The sequence below is a fragment of the Corynebacterium camporealensis genome, from assembly GCF_000980815.1.
In the GTDB taxonomy this organism is placed as follows: domain Bacteria; phylum Actinomycetota; class Actinomycetes; order Mycobacteriales; family Mycobacteriaceae; genus Corynebacterium; species Corynebacterium camporealense.
On record NZ_CP011311.1, the window covers coordinates 1964567 to 1984881 of the forward strand.

General features: G+C 59.0%; 15 protein-coding genes and 7 pseudogenes. 13 read left to right on the plus strand and 9 right to left on the minus strand.

Annotation, left to right across the window (positions count from 1 at the left end):
• Positions 1-2: 2 nt before the first annotated feature.
• Entirely contained in the window at positions 3-242 is a 240-nt protein-coding gene (gene nrdH / locus UL81_RS09145; protein WP_035107237.1) for a glutaredoxin-like protein NrdH, read from the minus strand.
• 503 nt (positions 243-745) lie between these two features.
• On the opposite strand from nrdH, the pseudogene UL81_RS12220 reads away from it, so the two are divergent.
• Positions 746-1962: pseudogene (locus tag UL81_RS12220) on the plus strand (IS1249 family transposase).
• Between the two features lie 156 nt (positions 1963-2118).
• Here the strand turns inward: UL81_RS12220 and ykgO are convergent.
• Together ykgO and UL81_RS09160 are read right to left on the minus strand one after the other, a co-directional pair.
• Entirely contained in the window at positions 2119-2241 is a 123-nt protein-coding gene (ykgO, locus tag UL81_RS09155; protein ID WP_003847162.1) for a type B 50S ribosomal protein L36, read from the minus strand.
• Positions 2242-2360: 119 nt separating this feature from the next.
• Positions 2361-3698, minus strand: coding sequence for a sugar porter family MFS transporter (locus UL81_RS09160; RefSeq protein ID WP_046453512.1), 1338 nt, complete (start codon positions 3696-3698; stop codon positions 2361-2363).
• Between the two features lie 35 nt (positions 3699-3733).
• Between UL81_RS09160 and nadE the strand changes: the two genes are divergently transcribed.
• Positions 3734-4549: an ammonia-dependent NAD(+) synthetase gene (gene nadE, locus UL81_RS09165; protein WP_035106409.1), complete on the plus strand. Its 816-nt coding sequence runs from the start codon at positions 3734-3736 to the stop codon at positions 4547-4549.
• On the opposite strand, the gene UL81_RS09170 is transcribed toward nadE, so the two are convergent.
• Positions 4538-5263: a fructosamine kinase family protein gene (locus UL81_RS09170; RefSeq protein ID WP_046453513.1), complete on the minus strand. Its 726-nt coding sequence runs from the start codon at positions 5261-5263 to the stop codon at positions 4538-4540. The genes nadE and UL81_RS09170 overlap by 12 nt on opposite strands.
• A gap of 79 nt (positions 5264-5342) precedes the next feature.
• Between UL81_RS09170 and UL81_RS09175 the strand changes: the two genes are divergently transcribed.
• The 4 genes and pseudogenes from UL81_RS09175 (at position 5343) to UL81_RS12195 (ending at position 9799) form a co-directional block, all read left to right on the plus strand.
• Entirely contained in the window at positions 5343-5663 is a 321-nt protein-coding gene (locus UL81_RS09175) for a PadR family transcriptional regulator (protein WP_035106400.1), read from the plus strand.
• Between the two features lie 2 nt (positions 5664-5665).
• Positions 5666-6301, plus strand: coding sequence for a DUF5808 domain-containing protein (locus tag UL81_RS09180; protein ID WP_046453514.1), 636 nt, complete (start codon positions 5666-5668; stop codon positions 6299-6301).
• Positions 6302-6655: 354 nt separating this feature from the next.
• A complete protein-coding gene (locus tag UL81_RS09185) occupies positions 6656-8326 on the plus strand; it encodes an ABC-F family ATP-binding cassette domain-containing protein (protein WP_046453515.1) in 1671 nt (556 codons plus the stop codon).
• A gap of 247 nt (positions 8327-8573) precedes the next feature.
• Positions 8574-9799 (plus strand): annotated as a pseudogene (locus UL81_RS12195) (IS3 family transposase).
• Between the two features lie 447 nt (positions 9800-10246).
• Here UL81_RS12195 and UL81_RS09200 read toward each other — a convergent pair.
• From UL81_RS09200 to UL81_RS09205, 3 genes and pseudogenes are all read right to left on the minus strand, one after another.
• The gene (locus UL81_RS09200) at positions 10247-10948 is read right to left on the minus strand and encodes a class F sortase (protein WP_046453516.1); all 702 of its coding nucleotides are present in this window, start codon (positions 10946-10948) and stop codon (positions 10247-10249) included.
• A 24-nt stretch (positions 10949-10972) separates the two neighbouring features.
• Positions 10973-11142, minus strand: a pseudogene (locus tag UL81_RS12075) (PTS transporter subunit IIC); the annotation flags it as partial.
• Positions 11122-11634: pseudogene (locus UL81_RS09205) on the minus strand (NAD-dependent epimerase/dehydratase family protein); the annotation flags it as partial. The pseudogenes UL81_RS09205 and UL81_RS12075, both read right to left, overlap by 21 nt.
• A gap of 200 nt (positions 11635-11834) precedes the next feature.
• Here UL81_RS09205 and UL81_RS09210 point away from each other — a divergent pair.
• Positions 11835-13493, plus strand: coding sequence for an FAD-binding dehydrogenase (locus tag UL81_RS09210; protein ID WP_046453517.1), 1659 nt, complete (start codon positions 11835-11837; stop codon positions 13491-13493).
• Between the two features lie 84 nt (positions 13494-13577).
• A complete protein-coding gene (locus UL81_RS09215; protein ID WP_269078720.1) occupies positions 13578-15029 on the plus strand; it encodes an SLC13 family permease in 1452 nt (483 codons plus the stop codon).
• Here UL81_RS09215 and UL81_RS09220 read toward each other — a convergent pair.
• Positions 15021-15929 (minus strand): annotated as a pseudogene (locus UL81_RS09220) (PTS transporter subunit IIC); the annotation flags it as partial. The gene UL81_RS09215 and the pseudogene UL81_RS09220 overlap by 9 nt on opposite strands.
• A pseudogene (locus UL81_RS11845) lies at positions 15923-16854 on the minus strand (IS5 family transposase). The pseudogenes UL81_RS11845 and UL81_RS09220, both read right to left, overlap by 7 nt.
• Before the next feature lie 139 nt (positions 16855-16993).
• Here UL81_RS11845 and UL81_RS12080 point away from each other — a divergent pair.
• From UL81_RS12080 to UL81_RS12135, 5 genes and pseudogenes are all read left to right on the plus strand, one after another.
• Positions 16994-17662: pseudogene (locus UL81_RS12080) on the plus strand (ABC transporter ATP-binding protein).
• 122 nt (positions 17663-17784) lie between these two features.
• A complete protein-coding gene (locus UL81_RS09240) occupies positions 17785-18060 on the plus strand; it encodes a hypothetical protein (protein WP_144407183.1) in 276 nt (91 codons plus the stop codon).
• 65 nt (positions 18061-18125) lie between these two features.
• On the plus strand, positions 18126-18764 hold the full coding sequence (locus tag UL81_RS09245) for a hypothetical protein (RefSeq protein ID WP_035104310.1): 639 nt from the start codon (positions 18126-18128) through the stop codon (positions 18762-18764).
• A gap of 91 nt (positions 18765-18855) precedes the next feature.
• Positions 18856-19389 (plus strand): GntP family permease, encoded by a 534-nt coding sequence (locus UL81_RS12130; RefSeq protein ID WP_269078721.1) that lies wholly within the window; start codon positions 18856-18858, stop codon positions 19387-19389.
• A 13-nt stretch (positions 19390-19402) separates the two neighbouring features.
• Positions 19403-20215 carry a GntP family permease gene (locus UL81_RS12135; RefSeq protein ID WP_269078722.1) on the plus strand — a complete coding sequence of 271 codons (813 nt, stop codon included), beginning with the start codon at positions 19403-19405 and terminating at the stop codon, positions 20213-20215.
• Positions 20216-20315: the final 100 nt, after the last annotated feature.

Sequence of the window (20315 nt, forward strand, 5' to 3'; positions counted from 1 at the left end):
CTTTAGGCGGAAGCTGCGACGGAAGCCAGTGCCTTCACGCGCTCTGGGCGGAAACCGGACCAGTGCTCGCTGCCTGCCACCACAACCGGTGCCTGCACGTAACCCAGCGCCATGACGTAGTCACGCGCCTCATCGTCCAAAGAGATGTCGACGAGGTCGTAGTCGAGACCCGCACGGTCCATAGCCTTCTTGGTGGCGTTGCACTGTACGCACGCTGGCTTGGTGTAAACGGTGATAGACATAAAACGCGATTCCTTCACTTGTGCTGGATTCCAAGTATACGAAAAGCTCAACCAGTTCGGGCTTTATGCCGAGCTCCTGAGCAACACCAATGACACTATACTTTGTGGCCCAACCCTGCAACAGTCACAACATGTAGTAGTTACACCGATGATATTCCCAGGATACCCACCAACGACACCCCACATGTTGACCTCACCTTCAACACCGTTGAAACTACAACGATGAAACTCCCAGGAAACCAGTGCAGACAATCCTGAGTTTGTGACAAAGTTCACTCGAGTGACCGATGTCACTGCGTAGCACGATGCGAGCGCCGAACTACAGACCTACAGCCCGAACTACAGGCCTATAGCTCAAAATGTGTTGGTGGATCCGCCTGTTTTCGATAGCTGAGCACTTCGTATAAGGAATTATTCCCTTACTTAGAGTGATTACGGCGTCTTCCTGCCGAAATGCCCGAGCCATGACTTCAGTATGGTAAGGCGTCTTTGATTATTAGGGGATGAGTACAAATCATCCCTCATGCCCGATGTGCCACAGTCGGTGCAATAAACACGGCAGGACCAGCAGCAATCGTCAACGCTGGCGCTGTACACACTGTGGCTTTTCTTTCGTCCGCTCCAACGAGCAAGCTGAATACGCTAAGTGGTTCCGCATCTTCATTAGCTGGCTAACCACCGGCCGCTCTCTTGCTGATACCGCAGCAACACATAACACCAGCACATCAACGCTAAAACGGAAATTCACCACGTTCTGGCTAGTGCAACCACCTAGACCAGTTGATCCCCACCGCGTCTACACACAAATCTTCCTCGACGGCACCTACATCAACTCCTCGTGCCTGCTAGTGGCATCCGATATTAACCACGTCATCAACTGGTTTTGGTGCCACACCGAATCAGAATGGTCCTACGGCCGACTACTCGACACCATGGCCCCGGCAGATATCGCCACCGTCGACGGCCACAACGGCGCACTCAAAGCCATCACCACCCAATGGTCCGATACAAAAGTCCAACGCTGCCTGGTCCATGTTCAGCGCAACATCACCGAAGCAACCGGACGTAAACCTCAAACCCCGATGGGTAAAGCACTACGACGACTAGGCCTTGACCTGCTGAAAGTACGCACCGAAAACAAGCAGCAGACTGGGTGCTCAAAATCCACAAATTCAACTACCTGTTTGGCAATAAGCTCAAAGAACGCACCTACGTCAAAGACGTTCCGTTTGAACAAATCCCAAAATCCAAACGCAAAAACAAAAAGTGGTGGTACACCCACTACCGACACCGCACGGCCTACAACCTGCTGGAAAAGCTGGTCAACAACGACAACCTCTTCCTGTTCATCACCGAATCACACCAGCAACCCCACCAGGACAACGAGACAGCCCTCAAACGCACCACCAACAGTTTGGAAGGCGGGATTAACTCGCCGTTGAAAAAGCTGTTGTACGACCACAGAGGCCTAAGCCAAGAACACCAACGCCTAGCCTGCGACTGGTGGCTGTACCTACATACACAGCTGCCTGACGATCCGGTAGAAATCGCCAGGCAGCAAAACTGGGGCAAAGACGCACTGACCAAAGCACAAGCCCTTGCCAACCAGGAAAAACGAGCCGCTAACGGCCATGACGACGGCCGTCCAGCAACTCTAGACACCGCCATAGACAGTGCCTACAACCACTCTATGGGAATCAGGAAAGGGCAGATGCGCTAAACCCCACCAACACATTTTGAGCTATACGACGACACGCCGTAAAACAACACATTTTGAGCTATAGCCCGAACTACACCGCACCGCACAGCAGGAAATAGAGAAACCGCCCCGCTTCCAACTGTGTGGAAGGGGGCGGCCATGATGCGAAGGAGGTTTCTAGCCCTGACGAGCCTTGAAACGCGGATCCTTCTTGTTGATCACGAAGACCTTACCGTGGCGGCGAATAACCTGGGCGCCCGGCTTCTTCTTCAGCGACCGAAGCGACTTGCGGACCTTCATCGGGCGCTCCTTTCGTTATGCGCAATCTACATGCGGTTGAATAGTTCTCACATGGCAGGGAACATCCCCGGCCATGACACGAGGGAAAATGTTACCTTAACGGCTCGCCATTACCAAACTTAAGCCGTTTTAGAGTAACGGCGGCGCATTTCTGCGCTGACCTCCTCTAGGCTACGCCCCATAGTCTCAGGAACCAAAGCGCGGGTATAGGCAATGGCAACGATGCCGAGCACACCGAAGATCGCGAAAGCCACCGGGCCGCTGAGCCACTCCACCAGCGGCAAGAAGTACTGCGCGACTGCCCAGTTAGTCACCCACAACGACAGTCCGGCAATACCCATGCCCACACCGCGGACTGGCTGCGGGACGATTTCGGAAATCAGCAGCCACGTCGTTGGCGAGACCGCGGCCTGCTGGCAGGCAATAAAGGTAGCCATAAAGAACAGCGAGACCATCGCCATGGCAGTCGAGCCATCGGCAAAGGAATAGGTCACCGACAAGATAAACAGCGACACCACATTGCCGCACAGGCCAATGAGCAACAGGCGCTTGCGGCCAATCTTGTCCACGACCTTCAGGCCCACCCAGCAGGCAATGACAGACACGGTGCCAATCACGATGGAGGTGTAGACCGCATTCGTCGTCGAAATGCCCACCTGGCTCATCATGGTCGGCGCGAAGTACACAATCGCGTTCACACCGGTGATTTGCTGCGTGAGGCCCATAAGCATCGCCAACAAGACGGTCAGCTGCAGCCACCGGGTGGAACGCAGGCGCTTCCATTCCGAACTCGAGGCCTTCGGTTCGACCTCACCAGCCAGTTCATCCAGGTCCACGCCAACGCGACCGGCAATGGCATGCGCCTTCTCGACGCGTCCATGGGAGGCCAACCAAGCCGGGGTTTCTGGTACGAAGAGCATACCGACAGCCAGCATCGCACCCGGTACAGCAGCCAGGCCCAGCATGAGCTCCCAGCTCTCCGTCGGGGCAAGAGCGGAATTGACCAAGTAGGCCAACAGCTGGCCCACCACAATCGCCAGCGTATTCAGCGAGACCAAACGACCACGCACGTTGGCCGGGACCATCTCGGCGATATACATCGGCGAGACAATCGAGACACCACCGACAGCCAAGCCGAGGAAGGTACGCGCCGCACCCAAGCTCACCACGGAGGTGGCCAGTGCACACCAGATAGAACCCAGCACAAAGATGACGCCGCCGGCGATCAACGTGCGGCGTCGGCCTAGACCTTCAGCAATTCGACCCGCACACAGCGCACCAATGGCGGCACCCACCAGCAGCATGGAGGTCACCCAACCTTCTTGGTGGGCGGTCATATCGAATTCTGGGCCAATAAAGAGCAAAGCACCGGACATCACGCCGGTGTCATAGCCAAAAAGAAGGCCGCCCAGCGCCGCGGTTGCGGCAACGACCTTCACATAAGTTTGATTATTCACAACGCTTCATTCTGGCAGGTGACTACTATGTAGTCATGTCGAACAACGCGCCAAACCTCCAGCAAGAGATCATAAAAACCCTGGGTACCAAGCCCTTAATCGATTCAGCAACAGAAGTAGCCTCCCGCGTCGATTACCTCGTCGACACCTTAAAATCCACCGGTGCGAAAGGCTTCGTCTTAGGTATTTCCGGTGGTCAGGACTCGACTTTGGCCGGTAAGTTAGCCCAACTGGCTGTCGATGAAGTCCCCGGCGCGCAGTTCTATGCCATTCGCCTGCCCCACGGCGTCCAGGCCGATGAGGACGATGCACAGACTGCATTAAATTTCATTGAACCGGACCACCGACTCACCATCGATATCCAGCCCGGTACCGCTGCCATGAACGACCAGGTTGCCAAGGCCCTCAATCAGGAGGGCTTAAACGATTTCAACCGCGGCAACCTCAAGGCACGTTTGCGCATGTCCGCCCAATACGCCGTGGCCGGTGAAGTTGGCGCGCTCGTACTCGGCACCGACCACGCCGCGGAAAACGTCACCGGCTTTTTCACCAAGTGGGGTGACGGCGCCGCTGACCTGCTTCCACTAAATAGCCTGAACAAGCGCCAGGGCGCACAGCTACTGCAATACCTCGGCGCCCCGGAATCCACCTGGAAGAAGGTGCCTACTGCAGACTTAGAAGACGACCAGCCGCAGCTTCCCGATGAGCAAGCACTCGGCGTGACCTACCAGCACATCGACGACTACCTGGAGGGCCGCGAAGTACCTGACGATGCCCGCGCCCGCATCGAAGAACTCTGGCAACGCGGCGCCCACAAGCGCGCGATGCCTTCTGGTCCCCTACCCCAGTAAGTCGATGGTGGCTTTCGCTGCCTGCGCTAAGGAGCGATGATACGCACTGCCGTGGGTTAGCGAATGCACCGCCAGTGGGTGCAGCTGGTGCAGTGGAATCCAGTCATCGATATCTGCTGGCGCACCGTAGCCTTCGAAGATCTCATCCAGATACGGCGCACCGAATAGCGCCAGCATGCCTAAGTCGGTATGTGGGTGCCCGCCGTGGGCGGCCGGGTCAATCATGACACCGCCATGCTCACCGAAGAGCAGATTGCCCGCCCACAAATCACCATGGATACGCGCGGGCTTTACATCCCACGACTGCGCCTTAATCAGCTCGCAGGCCTTTTCCACCAACTCCAGCTGCTCCGGCGTCATTCGTGCCTTGCGCGCAAAGGGCAGCACGCGCTGCTCGGCATAGAACTCGCCCCAGTCATCTGTCGGCTCACACGCTTGCTCCACCCGACCAATGAAGTTCTTGCCTTCCCAACCTTCTGGCGGGGCACCAAAAGCTGGCGCACCTGCGGCGTGCATCCGCGCCAGCTCCGCACCGAACTCGCGCGCGGCATCCGCGGTGGGTGCAACTTCGCGGACCTTTTCCGTGCCAATCTGGTAGTCCTCAAGCTCCAGTACCTGCACCACCGCATGCGTGGCCTCTCCCAGCCACTCCAATCCTGCTGCTTCTGCTCCGGCTTGGTCTGGGCGCGAGGTGGTCTTGCGAAAAATATCCATGCTCCCACCCTAAGGAAAGAACAACCGCTTTGCGGTGCTACTATGTTTTACATAGTACTTGTTATAGGAAGGTACTTAGATGAAGGATTCCCAACTTCGCAAAGGTGCACTCGAACTCATCGTGCTAGCCCTGCTAAGCAGCCAGCCCTCCTATGGCGGGCAACTGCGCCAGCGCTTATACGACGAGGTTGGCCAAGAGATTTCCGAGGGCACCCTCTACCCCCTCCTAGCCCGATTGAAAAAGGCCAACCGCCTGGACACCCACTGGGAAGAATCCCCCTCGGGACCACCCCGCAAGGTCTATGCGCTTAACGATGCCGGCCTCCACCACCTTCGCACCCTCACCCACGACTGGCAGCAGCTCAATAAGGCTGTCGATACCGCACTGAAAGGACACTAAACATGGCTTTACCCATCGGACTTCCCTGGAAGCGCGAACTTAGCCTGCGCAGCTTCGAACCCGAAAACCCAAAGCTTTTCGTACCCCGTCGCTTCGGCATTGGCTGGGACCTCAACTTCGGCGCCATTGCTGCCAAGCTCGGAATCATTCGACCGGATGATTCGCTTCCCGACCTTGCGCCCTATGTTCCGAAGGCTCTGTCTCGCACACTAACTACCGCACCGTGGTTGCTCGCCGCAGCCAACGGCGTGCTCGCCGCCAAGCTCGCCACCAAGAAAGGCGCTGCCATCAACTGGTCGCTGACCGGTAAGCCCAAGGACTACGCCAGCGGCAAGACTGTCGCCGCCATCGCCGGTAGAGTCTCCGCAGCTTCACTGCTGCTGCCCGCACTTGGTGCAGCACTAGATAATAAGGAAAGCGACCCCAGCGTCGACCTAGCAACAGCTAGCCAAGACCTCGGCCTGCAAACCCTAGTCACCATGCTGTTAGTAGGCACCCTGCGCGAACGCAACGAACCCGGCAAGCGTCAGATGCTCGTAGCTACTGCTCCCCTAGCGCTTTTCGCCGTTACCGGCACCGCCTTCGTCGGCACCGTGAAGGTCGCCCTCAACCAAGTCTCGGCATCGCTGCGGAACTAGCCGCTCAGTAAAACGCGGATACAGCGAAACCCCAGGCCGTTGTTTGGCCTGGGGTTTCTAGTTTGTTGCTTAGACGTTCATTTTGATACAAGGCTCTAGCTGGGTGCAAAAGTCGCGAGGGTGGGTGCAACCGCATGGCAGGTGGGTGCATAACGACGCGCGGTGGGTGCATTTCGTCTTGACAAGAGCGCCGAGTGAGTTCCGGGTGATTACCAGCAGCGTATTCGGTACGCTAGGGGCTAGTTACATAGCTGCGTTCGTTCTATTTTGGGAGTGTGTTAACCGATGGTGCTGTAATCTCCGCTCGGCTGTGCCGAGAAACGATCAAGTGTTTCGACGGCTTTGGAGATCACTATGCCCATTCTCGAGGTAACCAATCTTTCTTTTTCATTTTCCGCCCAGCCACTCCTAGATGGCATCTCATTCACCGTTGGCAACGGTGAGCGCGCGGTACTTGTGGGGCCAAACGGCTCTGGTAAAACCACGCTGCTGCGCCTTATACGTGGAGAGCTAACCCCCGATCGAGGCCACATCACCATCAGTGATGCAGGAGATGCAGGTTCTTGTCGTTTCCCATATGTTCGTGACGCCACTGGCACGGTTCAGGACTACCTGGATGATGTGTTGGCTGGCCCACGGGAGTTGCTCGCTCGCTTCGACCGGTTGACGGAGCAACTATCAAATGCCCCACGCTCAACGATTGTTGTTGAAGAATATGACCGCCTACTCACCAAGCTAAGCCTGACTGACGCATGGTCGCTTGAAGCTCGAATCGACGAAGTACTCGCCGGTTTAGGGCTAGGTCAACTGACTGGACGTGGTCGACAGCGCGCACTTGCCACACTATCCCCGGGGCAAGCAGGCAGGCTCGAACTGGCGGGGATCATTTTGACTAGACCTGCACTTTTGGTCTTGGATGAGCCCACCAATCATCTTGACGACGATGCGATAGCGTTCCTGATCGAGCAAATAACAGATTGGCCAGGGCCAGTGCTCATGGCCAGTCATAATCGTGCGTTTATTGAAGAAACAGCCACGGTCATCTATGACCTTGATGTTGCCCCATGGCAGGCTGTAGCCACAGCCGAAGGTGGCGACGTGGTGTCGGGTGTGTACCGATGCGCTGGTGCCTACAGTGATTATCTTGCCGCTAAACGACATGCCCGTATGGAGCATCGGAAGCTTCACGCCATCCAGCGATCTGAAAAGCGCGCGATTCAAAGTCATCGCCGTCGCAGTGAGGATATTTCTCGTGGTGGGGTAAAATTAGCGACTGCTCAGGGCAAGGCACGTAAATTCTTTTCTGACCGGGCAGAAAAGACCGCACTGCGACGCACCCGTAACGACGATCAACGCCTAGAAGAGCTTGCTGAGCGTGAGGTGCGAAAACCCCGCAACTATCACCTCAAGCTCAACCTTCCGCCAGTTGACCCACGTGGCGGGTTGGCCGTCACCGCACGAAGCGCCACCGTTTCAGGCAGACTGCTCCCAGTCACGTTCGACCTTGCCACAGGAGAACATCTATTACTGACTGGCGCGAACGGGGCAGGAAAAACCACGCTCCTCGCTTGGATCGCAAGCGGCAAACCGCCACGCGACACTAGATCCAATGCCAGTGGCACCATCTCCGTTAACGGGCAGCTTGCTTACGTCCCACAGCGCCTACCACGCACAGACGACCCCTACTTTCACCCAGAACATTGGACCAGCGGGATCGGAGACCTCGGCAAGGGAATACTCCACCCCTCCACGTGGACCATCCCAGTCGGCCAACTGTCAGATGGAAACCAGCGTCGAGCCCAGATCGCGTTAGCCGTGGCGCAGAAACCCGAGATTCTAATCATTGACGAACCAACCAACTACCTCGACCTAGCCACGATTGAAGAACTAGAGGACGCACTACGCCAATGGAACGGCACACTCATCATCGCCAGTCACGACCGCTGGCTCATCAACTGCTGGCAAGGAACACAACTCGAGCTAAGCCCCGCAGACACAACGCCAGGATCAACAAATCCCCTCTGACTTTTAGCATCTCGCGTTATGAACCCGTTGGAGACACGGTGGTGCCGTCTTTAAGTGTGAGTTTGATAGTGCCGTCGGCTGTGATGGTGGCGTGGTCGACGAGGATGTTCCAGGCTTGGTCGCTGTAATCGAGGGGTGGCTGGGCGGCGAGATAGTCGCGGACTTCTATGGCCTGGGCTCGGCGGTATGCGGTTACCCTCGAGTAGTGGACACCCGATTAGGACGGATACTGTGTCCGTCAGAGAGGATGTTCATTATGAGTCAAACACGCCGGAAGTACACCTCGGAGTATCGGGCGGAGGCAGCCAGGCTGGTCATTGAGACTGGTCGGCCGATTGCTCACGTTGCTGAGGAAATCGGAGTCAGCGCCGGTTTGTTGGGCAGGTGGGTCAAAAATGAGCGCGAACGCCAGGGAACCGTCGACGGGATGAGCCAGGCCGATCTACGTGCTGAGAACGCCAGGCTGCGCCGTGAGTTGGCTGAGGCTCGAATGGATAACGAGTTCTTGTCAAAAGCAACAGCCTTCTTCGCTGCGAAGCAACGACAGCGGAACGATTCGAACTAATGCAGCGGGAGAAGGCGAACTACAGCATCAAGCGCATGGCCAGGCTTTTGAAGGTATCTCGTTCTGGCTTCTATAAGTGGGTCTACAAGCAGTGGCAGCGCGATTGCGGCGAGGATAGGCGCCAGAACTACTTAGAGGCGCTGGACAAGCAGATTAAGAAGATTTGGGATGAATCAGATGAAGTCTACGGCTCACCACGGATCACTGCGGAACTAGCCGATTACGGCTTCTATCCTGACCGCAAAACGGTTGCCAAAAGGATGCGCCTGATGGGTATCGAAGGCATCTCGCCACGCAGGTTCGCTCCTGTCACGACCATCCAGTCCGAGCACGGGTCGAATCTTCCTGACCTGGTTAAGCGCCTGTTTGATGCTGGTGATATTAACCGGGTATGGCTATCGGATATTACCTATCTGCGCACCGGTGAAGGCTGGTTGTACCTGTGCGTTATCCGCGATGGGCATTCCCGCCGGGTACTGGGATAGGCGATGGATTCTGCTCAGACAACGGACTTGGTGGAACGTGCACTGCGCATGGCGCACACGCTGCGCGGTGAAGTACCTGATGGTCTGGTGTTTCACGCTGACCGTGGGTGCCAGTTCACCAGCACACAGATGTGGCAGGTTTGTCAGGAACTAGGGATTTCCCAATCTGTGGGCCGTACAGGGGTGTGCTTTGATAACGCGATGAGCGAGTCGTTTTGGTCCACGCTCAAGACCGAGTTCTATGACCGGTCAACGTGGGTCACCAGGGACCAGGCATGCAAGGCGGTGGCCTATTGGATTGAAGTGGTCTACAACCGGCGGCGCCGACACTCAGCCATCAGGATGATCCCACCCGTTACCTTCGAAAACCAAACCACCCAAGAAAAGACCCCAACTACCGCGGCCAATACTAAAGCCGCTTAACTACGTGTCCACGATTTGCGGGCAACCCCACCAACAACAAGGTGGGACGGTGGGCAAATGGCGTGTAGGCGAATCGGGGTGACACCGCTTCGCAGGGTTTATGGGCTGCGCAACAATGGCACCACTCATCGTCCCAAGCGACTCCGCAGGCAAAACTGCCTTCTACGGGTCAACCCATTGACGAATAAATTCCATCCCCAGCCCGTCAAGACAACAACACATGGTCAAAACAGCGGTAGTAAAGATAGCGCTACCCATCTTCAGACCCCGGATGGTAAGCGTTGCAACTTCCATCATCGAGGACCTCGACCCCCTACCCCATCATCCGCGAAGACCCACTTTACGTTAACCCTAAAATCGAAATGCCGTGGCTTACCGCGCCACGGCATTTCATCCTACGACTGGCTTTCGCTAGTGAGCATGAGACCTATCTAGCAATCGTCCTTTTTACAGAGGAGTCGCTTCGACCACAATGTTGTCGGCATATCCAAGCGTGCCGCCGACGAACTCGCCACCACAGGTAATGAGGACGAGTTCATTCTCACCGGTGGAGCGATTAACGCTTTCCGGCAACTCCGCACCCTTCACAACGCGGATAGGGTCCTTCGAGACGGTGAATTGACGTTCCTCGCCATCTACAATTACCGAAACCACATCACCGGGTCTAAGCTCGGGAAATTTTGCAGCAAACCCATCGCCTTGGTCAATTTCATTAACATGACCGGTAATCACGGAAGTACCTACAGTAGGCCCCTCCTGCCCTGGAACAGCCGAAGCCGAGTACCAACCCACTTTAGACACATCCTCCGGGGGTATGAGCGCTCCCTGATCTGTTAACTGAACGAATTCAACTTTGGCTGATTCACCACCAATCTTCAGCTGCATCTCATTTACGCCGTCACGAATGCCTGGAGCAGGTTCCGGCAAATCTGTCTGAGCAACCGGTAGCTGCTCGCCAGCGCCCGAATCAGAGGTCTCCGAAGAACGAAGTCCGGCGTAAAGCGCGACACCCGCGAGTAAGGCTATCAAGACGACCGTGAGGAGCAGAAGGATCCATCTAGAGGCGCCCGCTTTATGAGAGTGCTCGTCAATAGAGCTTTCTTTTGCTTCCAGCGCCGTTTTATTCGACGGACTCTTCTGGTCACTCATGGACAATGATCTCCTTAAATCGACGACCAGCGTGGATCCCGCGCCGATCAGCAAAACCCAAGCGTGGCCTTGATCGCGCTGCCGACGACCTCGCTTGCGGGCTTGCGCGGGGCTACCAGCCCGACCGCGGTGATGATCCCGATGAGAAACGCCGGGACGGCGAGGAAGGTGCCCTCGTCGGTGTTGACCGTGATGTCGAGGTATCCCTCGGGAATCTTCATTCCGGCGGTGCCGTAGCCGTACACGCCCATCGTGCCGAGGTGCACGACGTGCACGTCGAGGCCGGACTCGACGATGGCCACCAGCAGGTTGTGGGTGGCGTTGACGTTGTTGTTCACCGTGTAGCGCTTCGTGCGCTGGTTCTTCATCGAGTAGGGTGCCGCGCGCTGCTCGGCGAAGTGCACGACGGCGTCGGGTGCGAACTCGGTGATGAAGCCGGCCAGGGCCTCGTAATCCTCGGCGACATCAATGTTGCGGAATCCGATCTCCTTGCCGGAGACCTCTTTCCAAGCTGCGAGACGTTCATCGATCGATGCGATCGGGGTCAGCGACTCTGCGCCGAGCTCCTCATCGATCCGGCGACGTGAGAGGTTGTCCACGATGACCACGTCGTGACCGAGGTCCGAGAGGTGGAGGGAGGCGGGCCAGCCGCAGAATCCGTCTCCGCCCAGAATCGCAATCTTCACTACTGACAACTTTTCTCTGACATTCCTAAAGGTCCGGCTTGTGGCGCGGGGTTCCTGCCAACGTTACCCGCGACTCTGGGGTTTCGCTGAGTAAACCCCGGCGCGGCCAGGTGAACGTCAGGTGACACTTGCGCGGCAGGCGGAAAGATTTCCATTAGTTTTCCACCGCGAAGCACATCCGGGAGGTATCGTTGTGGGGCATGAAACCAGACAGCACAGCACCCGTCATCATCGTCGGTACAGGACTTTCCGGCATGGTGGCCGGATACGAGGCGTCGCAGGCCGGACGACACGTCATCTTCGTTGACCAGGAAAGTCGTGAAAACCTCGGTGGCCAGGCATTCTGGTCGCTCGGTGGCCTGTTCATGGTGGGCTCACCGGAACAGAAGATGATGCGCGTCAGCGACTACGAGGACCTGGCCTGGATGGACTGGGAGAACTCGGCCGACTACGACCAGAGCGACAACGACAAGTGGCCGCGTCAGTGGGGGCGTGAGTTCGTCCGCTTCGCCGCACACGAGATGCACTCCTACCTGAAGAACCTCGGCCTGCGCGTGCTGCCGACCATCGGCTGGGCCGAGCGCGGCTCCGGCGACGCCTCCGGCCACGGTAACTCGGTGCCCCGCTTCCACGTCACCTGGGGAACTGGCCCGGAGGTCGTGCGCGTGTTCCGTGAGCCGCTGCTCGAGGCGGAAAAGGCGGGCAAGGTCGAATTCCGCTTCCGCCACCGCGTTGATGACGTCATCGTCGAAAACGGCCGCGCGGTCGGTGTGCGTGGCGTGGTGCTCGACGCTGACGACTCGGTGCGGGGCGCGGCATCGAACGACACCGAGGGTGAGGCCTTCGAGATCCGCGGTGCCGCAGTCGTCATCGCCACCGGTGGTATCGGCGGTAACCTGGACAAGGTGCGGCAGATGTGGCCGGATGACCGCTGGGGCCCCTGCCCGGAGTACATGGTCACCGGCGTGCCGGCCTACGTTGACGGGCGCGGCATTGACATCGCCTCCGCCGCCGGTGCCAACCTGGTCAACACGGACCGCATGTGGCACTACCCGGAGGGCATGATCAACTGGGATCCGATCTGGCCGAACCACGGCATCCGCATCATTCCCGGCCCGTCAGCCATCTGGATGGATGCCACCGGCAAGCGCTTGCCGACGCACCTTTTCCCGGGTTCCGACAACCTCGCGGCGCTGTCCCACATCGGACGCACCGGCCACGGCTATTCCTGGTTCATTCTCAACCAGGCGATTGCCGACAAGGAGTTCATCTTCTCCGGTTCCGAGCAGAACTCGGACCTGACCGACAAGGAGATCAAGAAGCTGTTGGGCAAGATCGGCCCGGGCACCCCAGTTGCGATCAAGGCCTTCCAGGAAAACGGCGTGGACTGGGTCACCGCGAATTCTGTTCAGGATCTGGTCAAGGGCATGAACGAAGTGGGCGACGTCGAGATCGACGCCTCCTTCGTCGAGCGTCAGCTACTCGAGCGCGATGCACAGCTCTCCAACAGCTTCTCCAAGGACATCCAGGTCAACTACATCCGTATGGCGCGTCAGTTCCTCGGCGACAAGATCGTGCGCGTACACCCGCCGCACCGGATTCTCGACGAGTCCAAGGGCCCACTGATCGCCGTTCGCCTGCACATCCTCACCCGCAAGACGCTGGGCGGCATCGAGACTGACCTGTCGGGTCGTGCACTGCACTCGGATGGTTCGGTCTTCGAGGGGCTCTACGCCTGCGGTGAGGCCGCCGGATTCGGCGGTGGCGGAATGCACGGCAAGAACGCCCTGGAGGGCACCTTCCTCGGCGGCTGCATCCACTCCGGCAAGCGCGTCGGGGAGGCTCTGGGCAGGAGATAGTGCCGGTCACGGGCGAGTGAAACCCGTGGTTCGGCAAGGACTAAACTTGAAGTTAAGCGTCCAATCTACGGAGAGATGTTCAGCATGACCAAGGCCAAGTCGGTAGCATTCGTTCTATCATTCGTTGCGCTGATCAGCGTCCTCCTCCTGCCGCTGGGCTCGCTTTCCTGGCAGGGGCAGATCGCCCTGGGGCTGCTTGCCTTCGCAGTGATCATGTGGGTCTCCGAGGCAGTGAGCTACCCGGTCAGTGCACTGCTGATTATCGGATTGATCTCGCTGCTCGTCGGGCTCTCCCCGGACCCGGAATCACCCGGTGAGCAGTTCGGCACCGGAGAAGCTCTGCGCATTGCGCTGGACGGTTTCTCCTCCTCGGCAGTCGCCCTGGTCGCCGCTGCGCTCGCGCTGGCGGTGGCGATGCAGGCGACGGGTCTGCACCGGCGTATCGCCCTGTATGTGCTCAAGGTGGCGGGGGATAAGACCTCCCGCATTGTCGTCGGGGCGATCGCCATCTCGATCATTCTCGCGTTCTTCGTGCCCTCGGCCACCGCACGCGGCGGTGCCGTGGTGCCGATTCTGCTCGGCATGGTCGCGGCCTTCGGGCTCGCCGTCGATTCCAAGTTGTCCGCCCTGCTGGTGATCACCGCAACACAGGCGGTGTCGGTGTGGAATGTTGGTATCAAGACCGCGGCGGCCCAGAACATGGTGGCCGTGGGGTTCATCGAGGATCAGATGGACACGACGGTGTCGTGGGGCCAGTGGTTCCTCTGGGCCGCGCCGTGGTCGATCCTGATGTCTGTCGCCCTATACTTCATCATGCGCGCGGCAGTCAAACCCGAGGTCGAGTCCATTGAAGGGGGCCGCGAGCTTGTCGATGCCCAGCTTGCCGAGATGGGCCCGATGACGGGGGCCGAGAAGCGGCTTACCGCGATCGCTATCATCCTGCTCGGGTTCTGGGCGACGGAAGGGGTCCTGCACCCGGTCGATTCCTCCGTGATCACGCTCGTCGCTGTAGGCCTCATGCTGCTGCCGGGCGTCGGTGTCATGGAGTGGAAGTACGCGCAGGATCACATCAACTGGGGCACTCTGATTGTCTTCGCGGTGGGTATCTCGCTGGGTAGCTTCTTGCTCGACACCGGCGCCGCAGCCTGGCTCTCCGAGCGGACCTTTGGGGTGCTTGGCCTGGCGGGGATGCCGATTCTGGCCACCATCGCCATCGTCTCGCTGTTCAACATCCTCATCCACCTCGGGTTCGCATCAGCGACCTCGCTGGCCTCCGCACTCATCCCGGTGTTCATCTCCCTCGCCGCGACACTCGACGTCCCCAACGGCGGAATCGGGTTCGTCATCATCCAGCAGTTCGTGATCAGTTTCGGCTTCCTCCTGCCGGTCTCGGCCCCGCAGAACATGCTCGCCTACGGCACGGGCGCGTTTACCACCCGGCAATTCCTGAAGACGGGCATCCCGCTGACGATCGTCGGGTACCTCCTTGTCCTGCTTCTATCCGCGACGTACTGGAACTGGATCGGCCTAGTCTAGCGGCGGCGGGGGAGTGGGCGCTCCGGCCGGCGGGGCGATCTTGGGGTAGCGCCGTGTCGGTTCTTCAGGCGTGTCAGGCTGGCCGCAGTCGACTGTGGAGAGTTTCTTTTGAGTCCACAGGCCGAGCGCAAAAACCGAGGCGCCGACGAGTCCTGCTACAACGAGGCCGGCGACGCCGCCGGGGCGAGCGCCCAGCCCGACCAGGATCCCGAACCAGCCGAAGTCGGCGTCGCCAAAGGTGGTGTTCGCGTCGCCGAAGGTGCCCAGGACTTTCAGCAGCGCCGCAGGCCAGAACGTGATGATCAAGCCGTTGACAAATCCCCCGAGTACAGCTCCGCACCGCCCGCCCGTGGCGTTGCCGTAGACGCCGGCGGCGCCGCCAGTGAAGAAGTGGGGGACAAGCCCTGGCAGGATCAGAGCCAGGGAGAACGCCGGGTTCGCGAGTACCGCAAGCCCGACCAGCCCGCCGGCGAACGAGGGGATAAAGCCGATGAGGACGGCGTTTTGCGCGTAGGGGAAGACGATTGGGGCGTCGAGTGCGGGGATGGCCCCGGGGACCACCTTGCTTGCGATGCCGTGGAATGCCGGGATGAGCTCGCCGAGGATCGTGCGCACGCCGAACAAGATCACCGCCACCGCGACGCCGAACTGCAGCCCGAGCGTGACTGCCTGCATGTAGAAGTTGCCTATCGAGCTCGCCCCGTCGGGCAGCGCGAGCATGGCCTGGTCGGCGCCGACCCGGGCGTGTAAAAGGATCGCGGCGGCCAGGTACATGATCACCATGGACAGCGCCGTGGACACCATCGAGTCGCGGAGGAACTTCAGCCCCTCGGGGAGCTTGAGGTCCTCGGTCGACGCCGACTTCGCGTGGCCCTTTCCACCAACCGCCTTTCCTAGGGCGTGTCTCCTAAAACCCTGAGCCAGGTGACCAACGCGCAGACAATCACGGCGCCGCGGTAAACCACCGCGAGTTTGTCGTAGCGCGTAGCCAGCCCACGCCACTGCTTGGCCAGGGAAAACGCCCGCTCGACAACATTGCGACCCTTGTACGCCTCCTCATCAAAGGCCGGCGGGCGCCCGCCCTTGCTGCCTTTGCGCTTGCGTGCCGCGATGCTGTCACGCTTTTCAGGGATGACGGTGACGATTCCGCGCTCACGCAGGTGACTGCGGATCACACCCGTGGCGTAGCCACGGTCAGCCAGTACCGCATCCGGACGGGTCCGCGCCCGCCCCGGGCCCAGTCGCGGAATGTGGATTTCTTCCAACACGGTCTGCAGCATTGCCCCGTCGTTGCGCTGGCCGCCGGTGACCACCAGCGACAGGGGACGACCGTGCCCGTCGACGCCGGCGTGAATCTTGCTGGACAGCCCACCCCTCGACTTGCCGATGGCGTGACCTGCTGGTTCAGTCAGCGCCAGCGGAAGATTCTTGTGATTCGATAGAGCCCCCTGTGTCCTGTTCGGGCCGGGTTGTGTTCGTTGCGTGCTGGTGAGCACGCGTGATCGAGGCGTCGACGGAGACGGTCCAGTCGATTTTTCCTTCCGCGTCGGCCAGGGTCAGCAGGTAGGTCAGGACCCTGTCCCAGGTGCCGTCGGCGGAGTAGCGGCGGTGACGTTTCCACACGGTCTGCCAGGGGCCGAACTCCTCGCGGGGCAGATCTCGCCACGGGATGCCTGTGCGGTAGCGGTAGATGATGCCCTCGACGATGAGCCGGCTGTTGCTAAACGGCCGGCCCCGCCGGCCATCGCTACTGGGGCAGGAGGGTCTCGATGATCTCCCATTGGTGGTCAGTCAGAACACGAAACCGACTCTTGGTGTTACTCACCGTTCCAATATCGGCCCGCCGACCAAACTATTTAGGAGACACGCCCTAACTGAATGCAACTCAGCGAACGTGCGGATCCGCTCTGCACTTTCCAACGGTGGAAATTCTTGTGTAAGGCAAGCAGCAATAGGAGTAAGAAATGACGATTGTGCTCGAAGCCGAGGGTTTGAGCAAGAAATACGACGGTAGCGACTTCTTCTCACTCAAAGACGTGAATTTTCGGATTGAAGAGGGCGATATCGTAGGCCTGGTTGGGCGCAATGGTTCCGGCAAAAGCACTTTGCTCAAGATGCTGGCCAAATCCCAACGCCCGACCAGCGGACGGGTTCTGTATCGGTCCGAGGACCTTCACGCCCGCCCGGACATGCTGAAAGACTTCAGTCTGATGATTGAACCCGCATTCTTTCCGCAACTGAGCGTCGAACAAAATTTAGACATCTTCCTACGCATCCACCGAAGAAGCGACATGTGAGACAACGTCGAACCGACACTCAGGCTGGTTGGGCTATGGGACGATCGGCACAGGCGGCCGAAGGATTTTTCTTTCGGGATGAAACAACGCACGGCCCTGGCACTCGCCTTGGTTACCCTGCCCGAAGTAGTCATCCTGGATGAACCATTCGTCGGCCTCGATCCGGTCGGGGTGCGCGGGCTACTCGACATCCTCAAACAGTGGTCGCGGGAAAAGAAAGTCACGATGATCGTCTCCAGCTGGAGTGGTCTAGTTATTAGGACCGTCCCCGATCATCGATCCTCATCGGAAAGCTTTCCGCAGTCCTTATTCTCCAGCTCATCTACGTCGGACTAACTTTCCTCACATCGCTCGTAACCTACTACGCGGCGATCATCCATCAGCCGTTCGCATCCGGAGACTTCCTCCCATCGGACTTCAGCGCCTTCTCCAGTGCGACAGTAGACATCCTCGGCACAGTGACTACCTCAATCATCTGCGTACTCCTCGCCAGCTTCCTATCCTTGAAATTTTCGAACGGTGTAACAATGCTGATCAGTGTCTTCTTCGCTCTGCTCTCCTACATTGCACCGAACTTCGCAACCCTCGCCTACGTCATCCCCACAGGCTATGCATCGCTCAACGACACCAGGGGGTTCCTGTTCAGCGTTATCGGAATATGCCTTGTCTTCGCCGCGTACTGTGTTTCGCTCTTCTTCTCGACGCTACGGACGTACTCGAGAGTCGAATTCTAGAGGTGGAGCACCATCGCACCCGCTACGACGCTCCACAGTGGGGCGTCGCCACGTAGTGTGGCACCATGCGATTTCGCGAAGCAATTGTTGAGGGAATGCCCGATCATTTCTCCATGCCCGAGGAGTTCCTCAGCCTGGCCGATTGGTCCGAACAACAGGGGTATGTGGTTAGCAGCGGAGGCTACATCGCAGACCCAGCAATTCATGAGACCGCAGATATCCGTCTCCACGGTGGGCATCGCCCTGACTGGCCCGCAGGCTATCTCAAAGATCCTTCACGCCTCTTCGCAGTGGGCAATACCGGCGGCGATGGTTCGGAGTTCTGTCTCTGGCTTGACGACAACGGCGTTCAGCATGTCGTTCACCATGGATCCGGATCGGGTTCAATCTTGTGGGCCACATTCCCCTCCCCAGGCTGCGTCCTGAGGCTTTTTGCGGTGGGGTACTTCACGCCCGCATTCAACGAAGAATGGGCCGCGGCTCCCCTTGACCCGTGGGCGGGCGAATACGAGGAGGGGGAGGCGACGTTTAACCAGGTCGTTGATGCCGGACTCGCACCCTACAGGGCGTGGTTACATGATCGTTGGGGAGAGCCAACCCCGGCGACAGGGATCGAGGCCCTCCGATTGTCACCCGCGGAAGCTGAATTGTGGACGCTGGACGGACCTGCAGATGATCCTTTCTATCGCTGGTTGAGTGAGTGAACTTCCTCACCGCGGGGTTCTCTCGGAAGCAAACCAAGCAATAGCTTAATGAACCGCGGCCGACGCGGTTCTCGATTAACGGAGTTATGTTATGACCGGCCTGCCGTTGATGGGTGTGTTCGTGCTTGCGATCGCGCTGCTCATCTTGATGATCTCAAAGTGGAAGATCCATCCCTTCCTCTCTCTGCTCTTCGTCGCGCTGAGCTTCGGGCTTATCGGCGGCATCCCCCTGGCCGAGATCACCGATGTCATCGGCGAGGGCTTCGCGGCCACCTTCAAGTCCTTCGGGCTCGTCGTCATCTTCGGCACGCTGATCGGCTTCATCCTGGAGAAGACTGGTGCGGCCTTCCAGCTTGCCGACGCCATCGTGCGCGTGATCGGCACACGTCATCCCGTCCTGGCCATCCAGTTGATGGGATGGGTGGTAAGCATCCCGGTCTTCTCCGACTCCGGATTCGTCATCCTCAATCCTGTACGCAGGGCGCTCGCCCAGCGCACCGGAGCTTCGCCGGCAACCATGGCGATCGCCCTGTCCGCTGGCCTGTTCACCTCGCATGTCCTCATTCCGCCGACCCCTGGCCCGCTCGCCGCGGCCTCGGCCCTCGGCCCTCGGCCTGGAGGATAACCTGCTGCTCGTCATGGGCCTCGGCGCAGTGCTGTCAATCCCGGTGATGGCGGCGGCCTACGCTTACTCCGTGTGGATCGGGCGGACAATCATCACGCCCGAGTGCGAGGCCGTTGAAGACCTGGACATCGAGGCCGCCTACGACGAACTCAAGGCCTCCTACGCCCACCTACCCTCCACAGCACTCTCGCTCGCCCCGATTCTCGTGCCCATTGTGGCAATGGCTACCGGATCCATCGCTTCCGCTCTGGGTTATGACGGTGTGCTGACTTTTATCGGCACTCCGATGATCGCCCTGGCAATCGGCTTCCTCTGCGCAGTGCTGCTACTGATGGACACCCACATGATGGACAGCTTTTACGGCTTCGTCGAGGAGGGGCTGCGCACTGTCGGGCCGATCATTCTGATTACCGCCGCGGGCGGAGTTCTCGGACGCGTCATCTCCTCGACCGACGTGGTGAACTTTATCTCTGACAATGCCACGCACCTTGCCGGCCTGGGTTTGTTCTTCCCCTTCCTGATCGCCGTGCTGTTCAAAACGGCCCAGGGCTCCGCAACAGTCGCCATGGTCACCACCTCCAACCTGGCCGCCCCACTGCTGCCGACGCTGGGGCTGCAGACTCCCCTGCAGGTCGGGCTGGCGGTGATGGCCATCTGCGCGGGCTCGCTAGTAGTCTCCCACGCCAACGACAGCCACTTCTGGGTGGTGACGAATCTGTCCAAGATGACCGCGGCGCAGGCCTATCGATCCCAGACCGTGGTTACCGGCATCATGGGCTGCACAGCAATGCTATTCATTTGGTTGCTCGGCCTGATCATCGTCTAACGTCGTCAGGGTGGCTGGCTACCTCACCCCCACCAATAACCTCCGGTTTGTTCCCCGTCCGACGGCGTATCAGAGCGGCTTCAAGGTGCCGGGCTTCGTG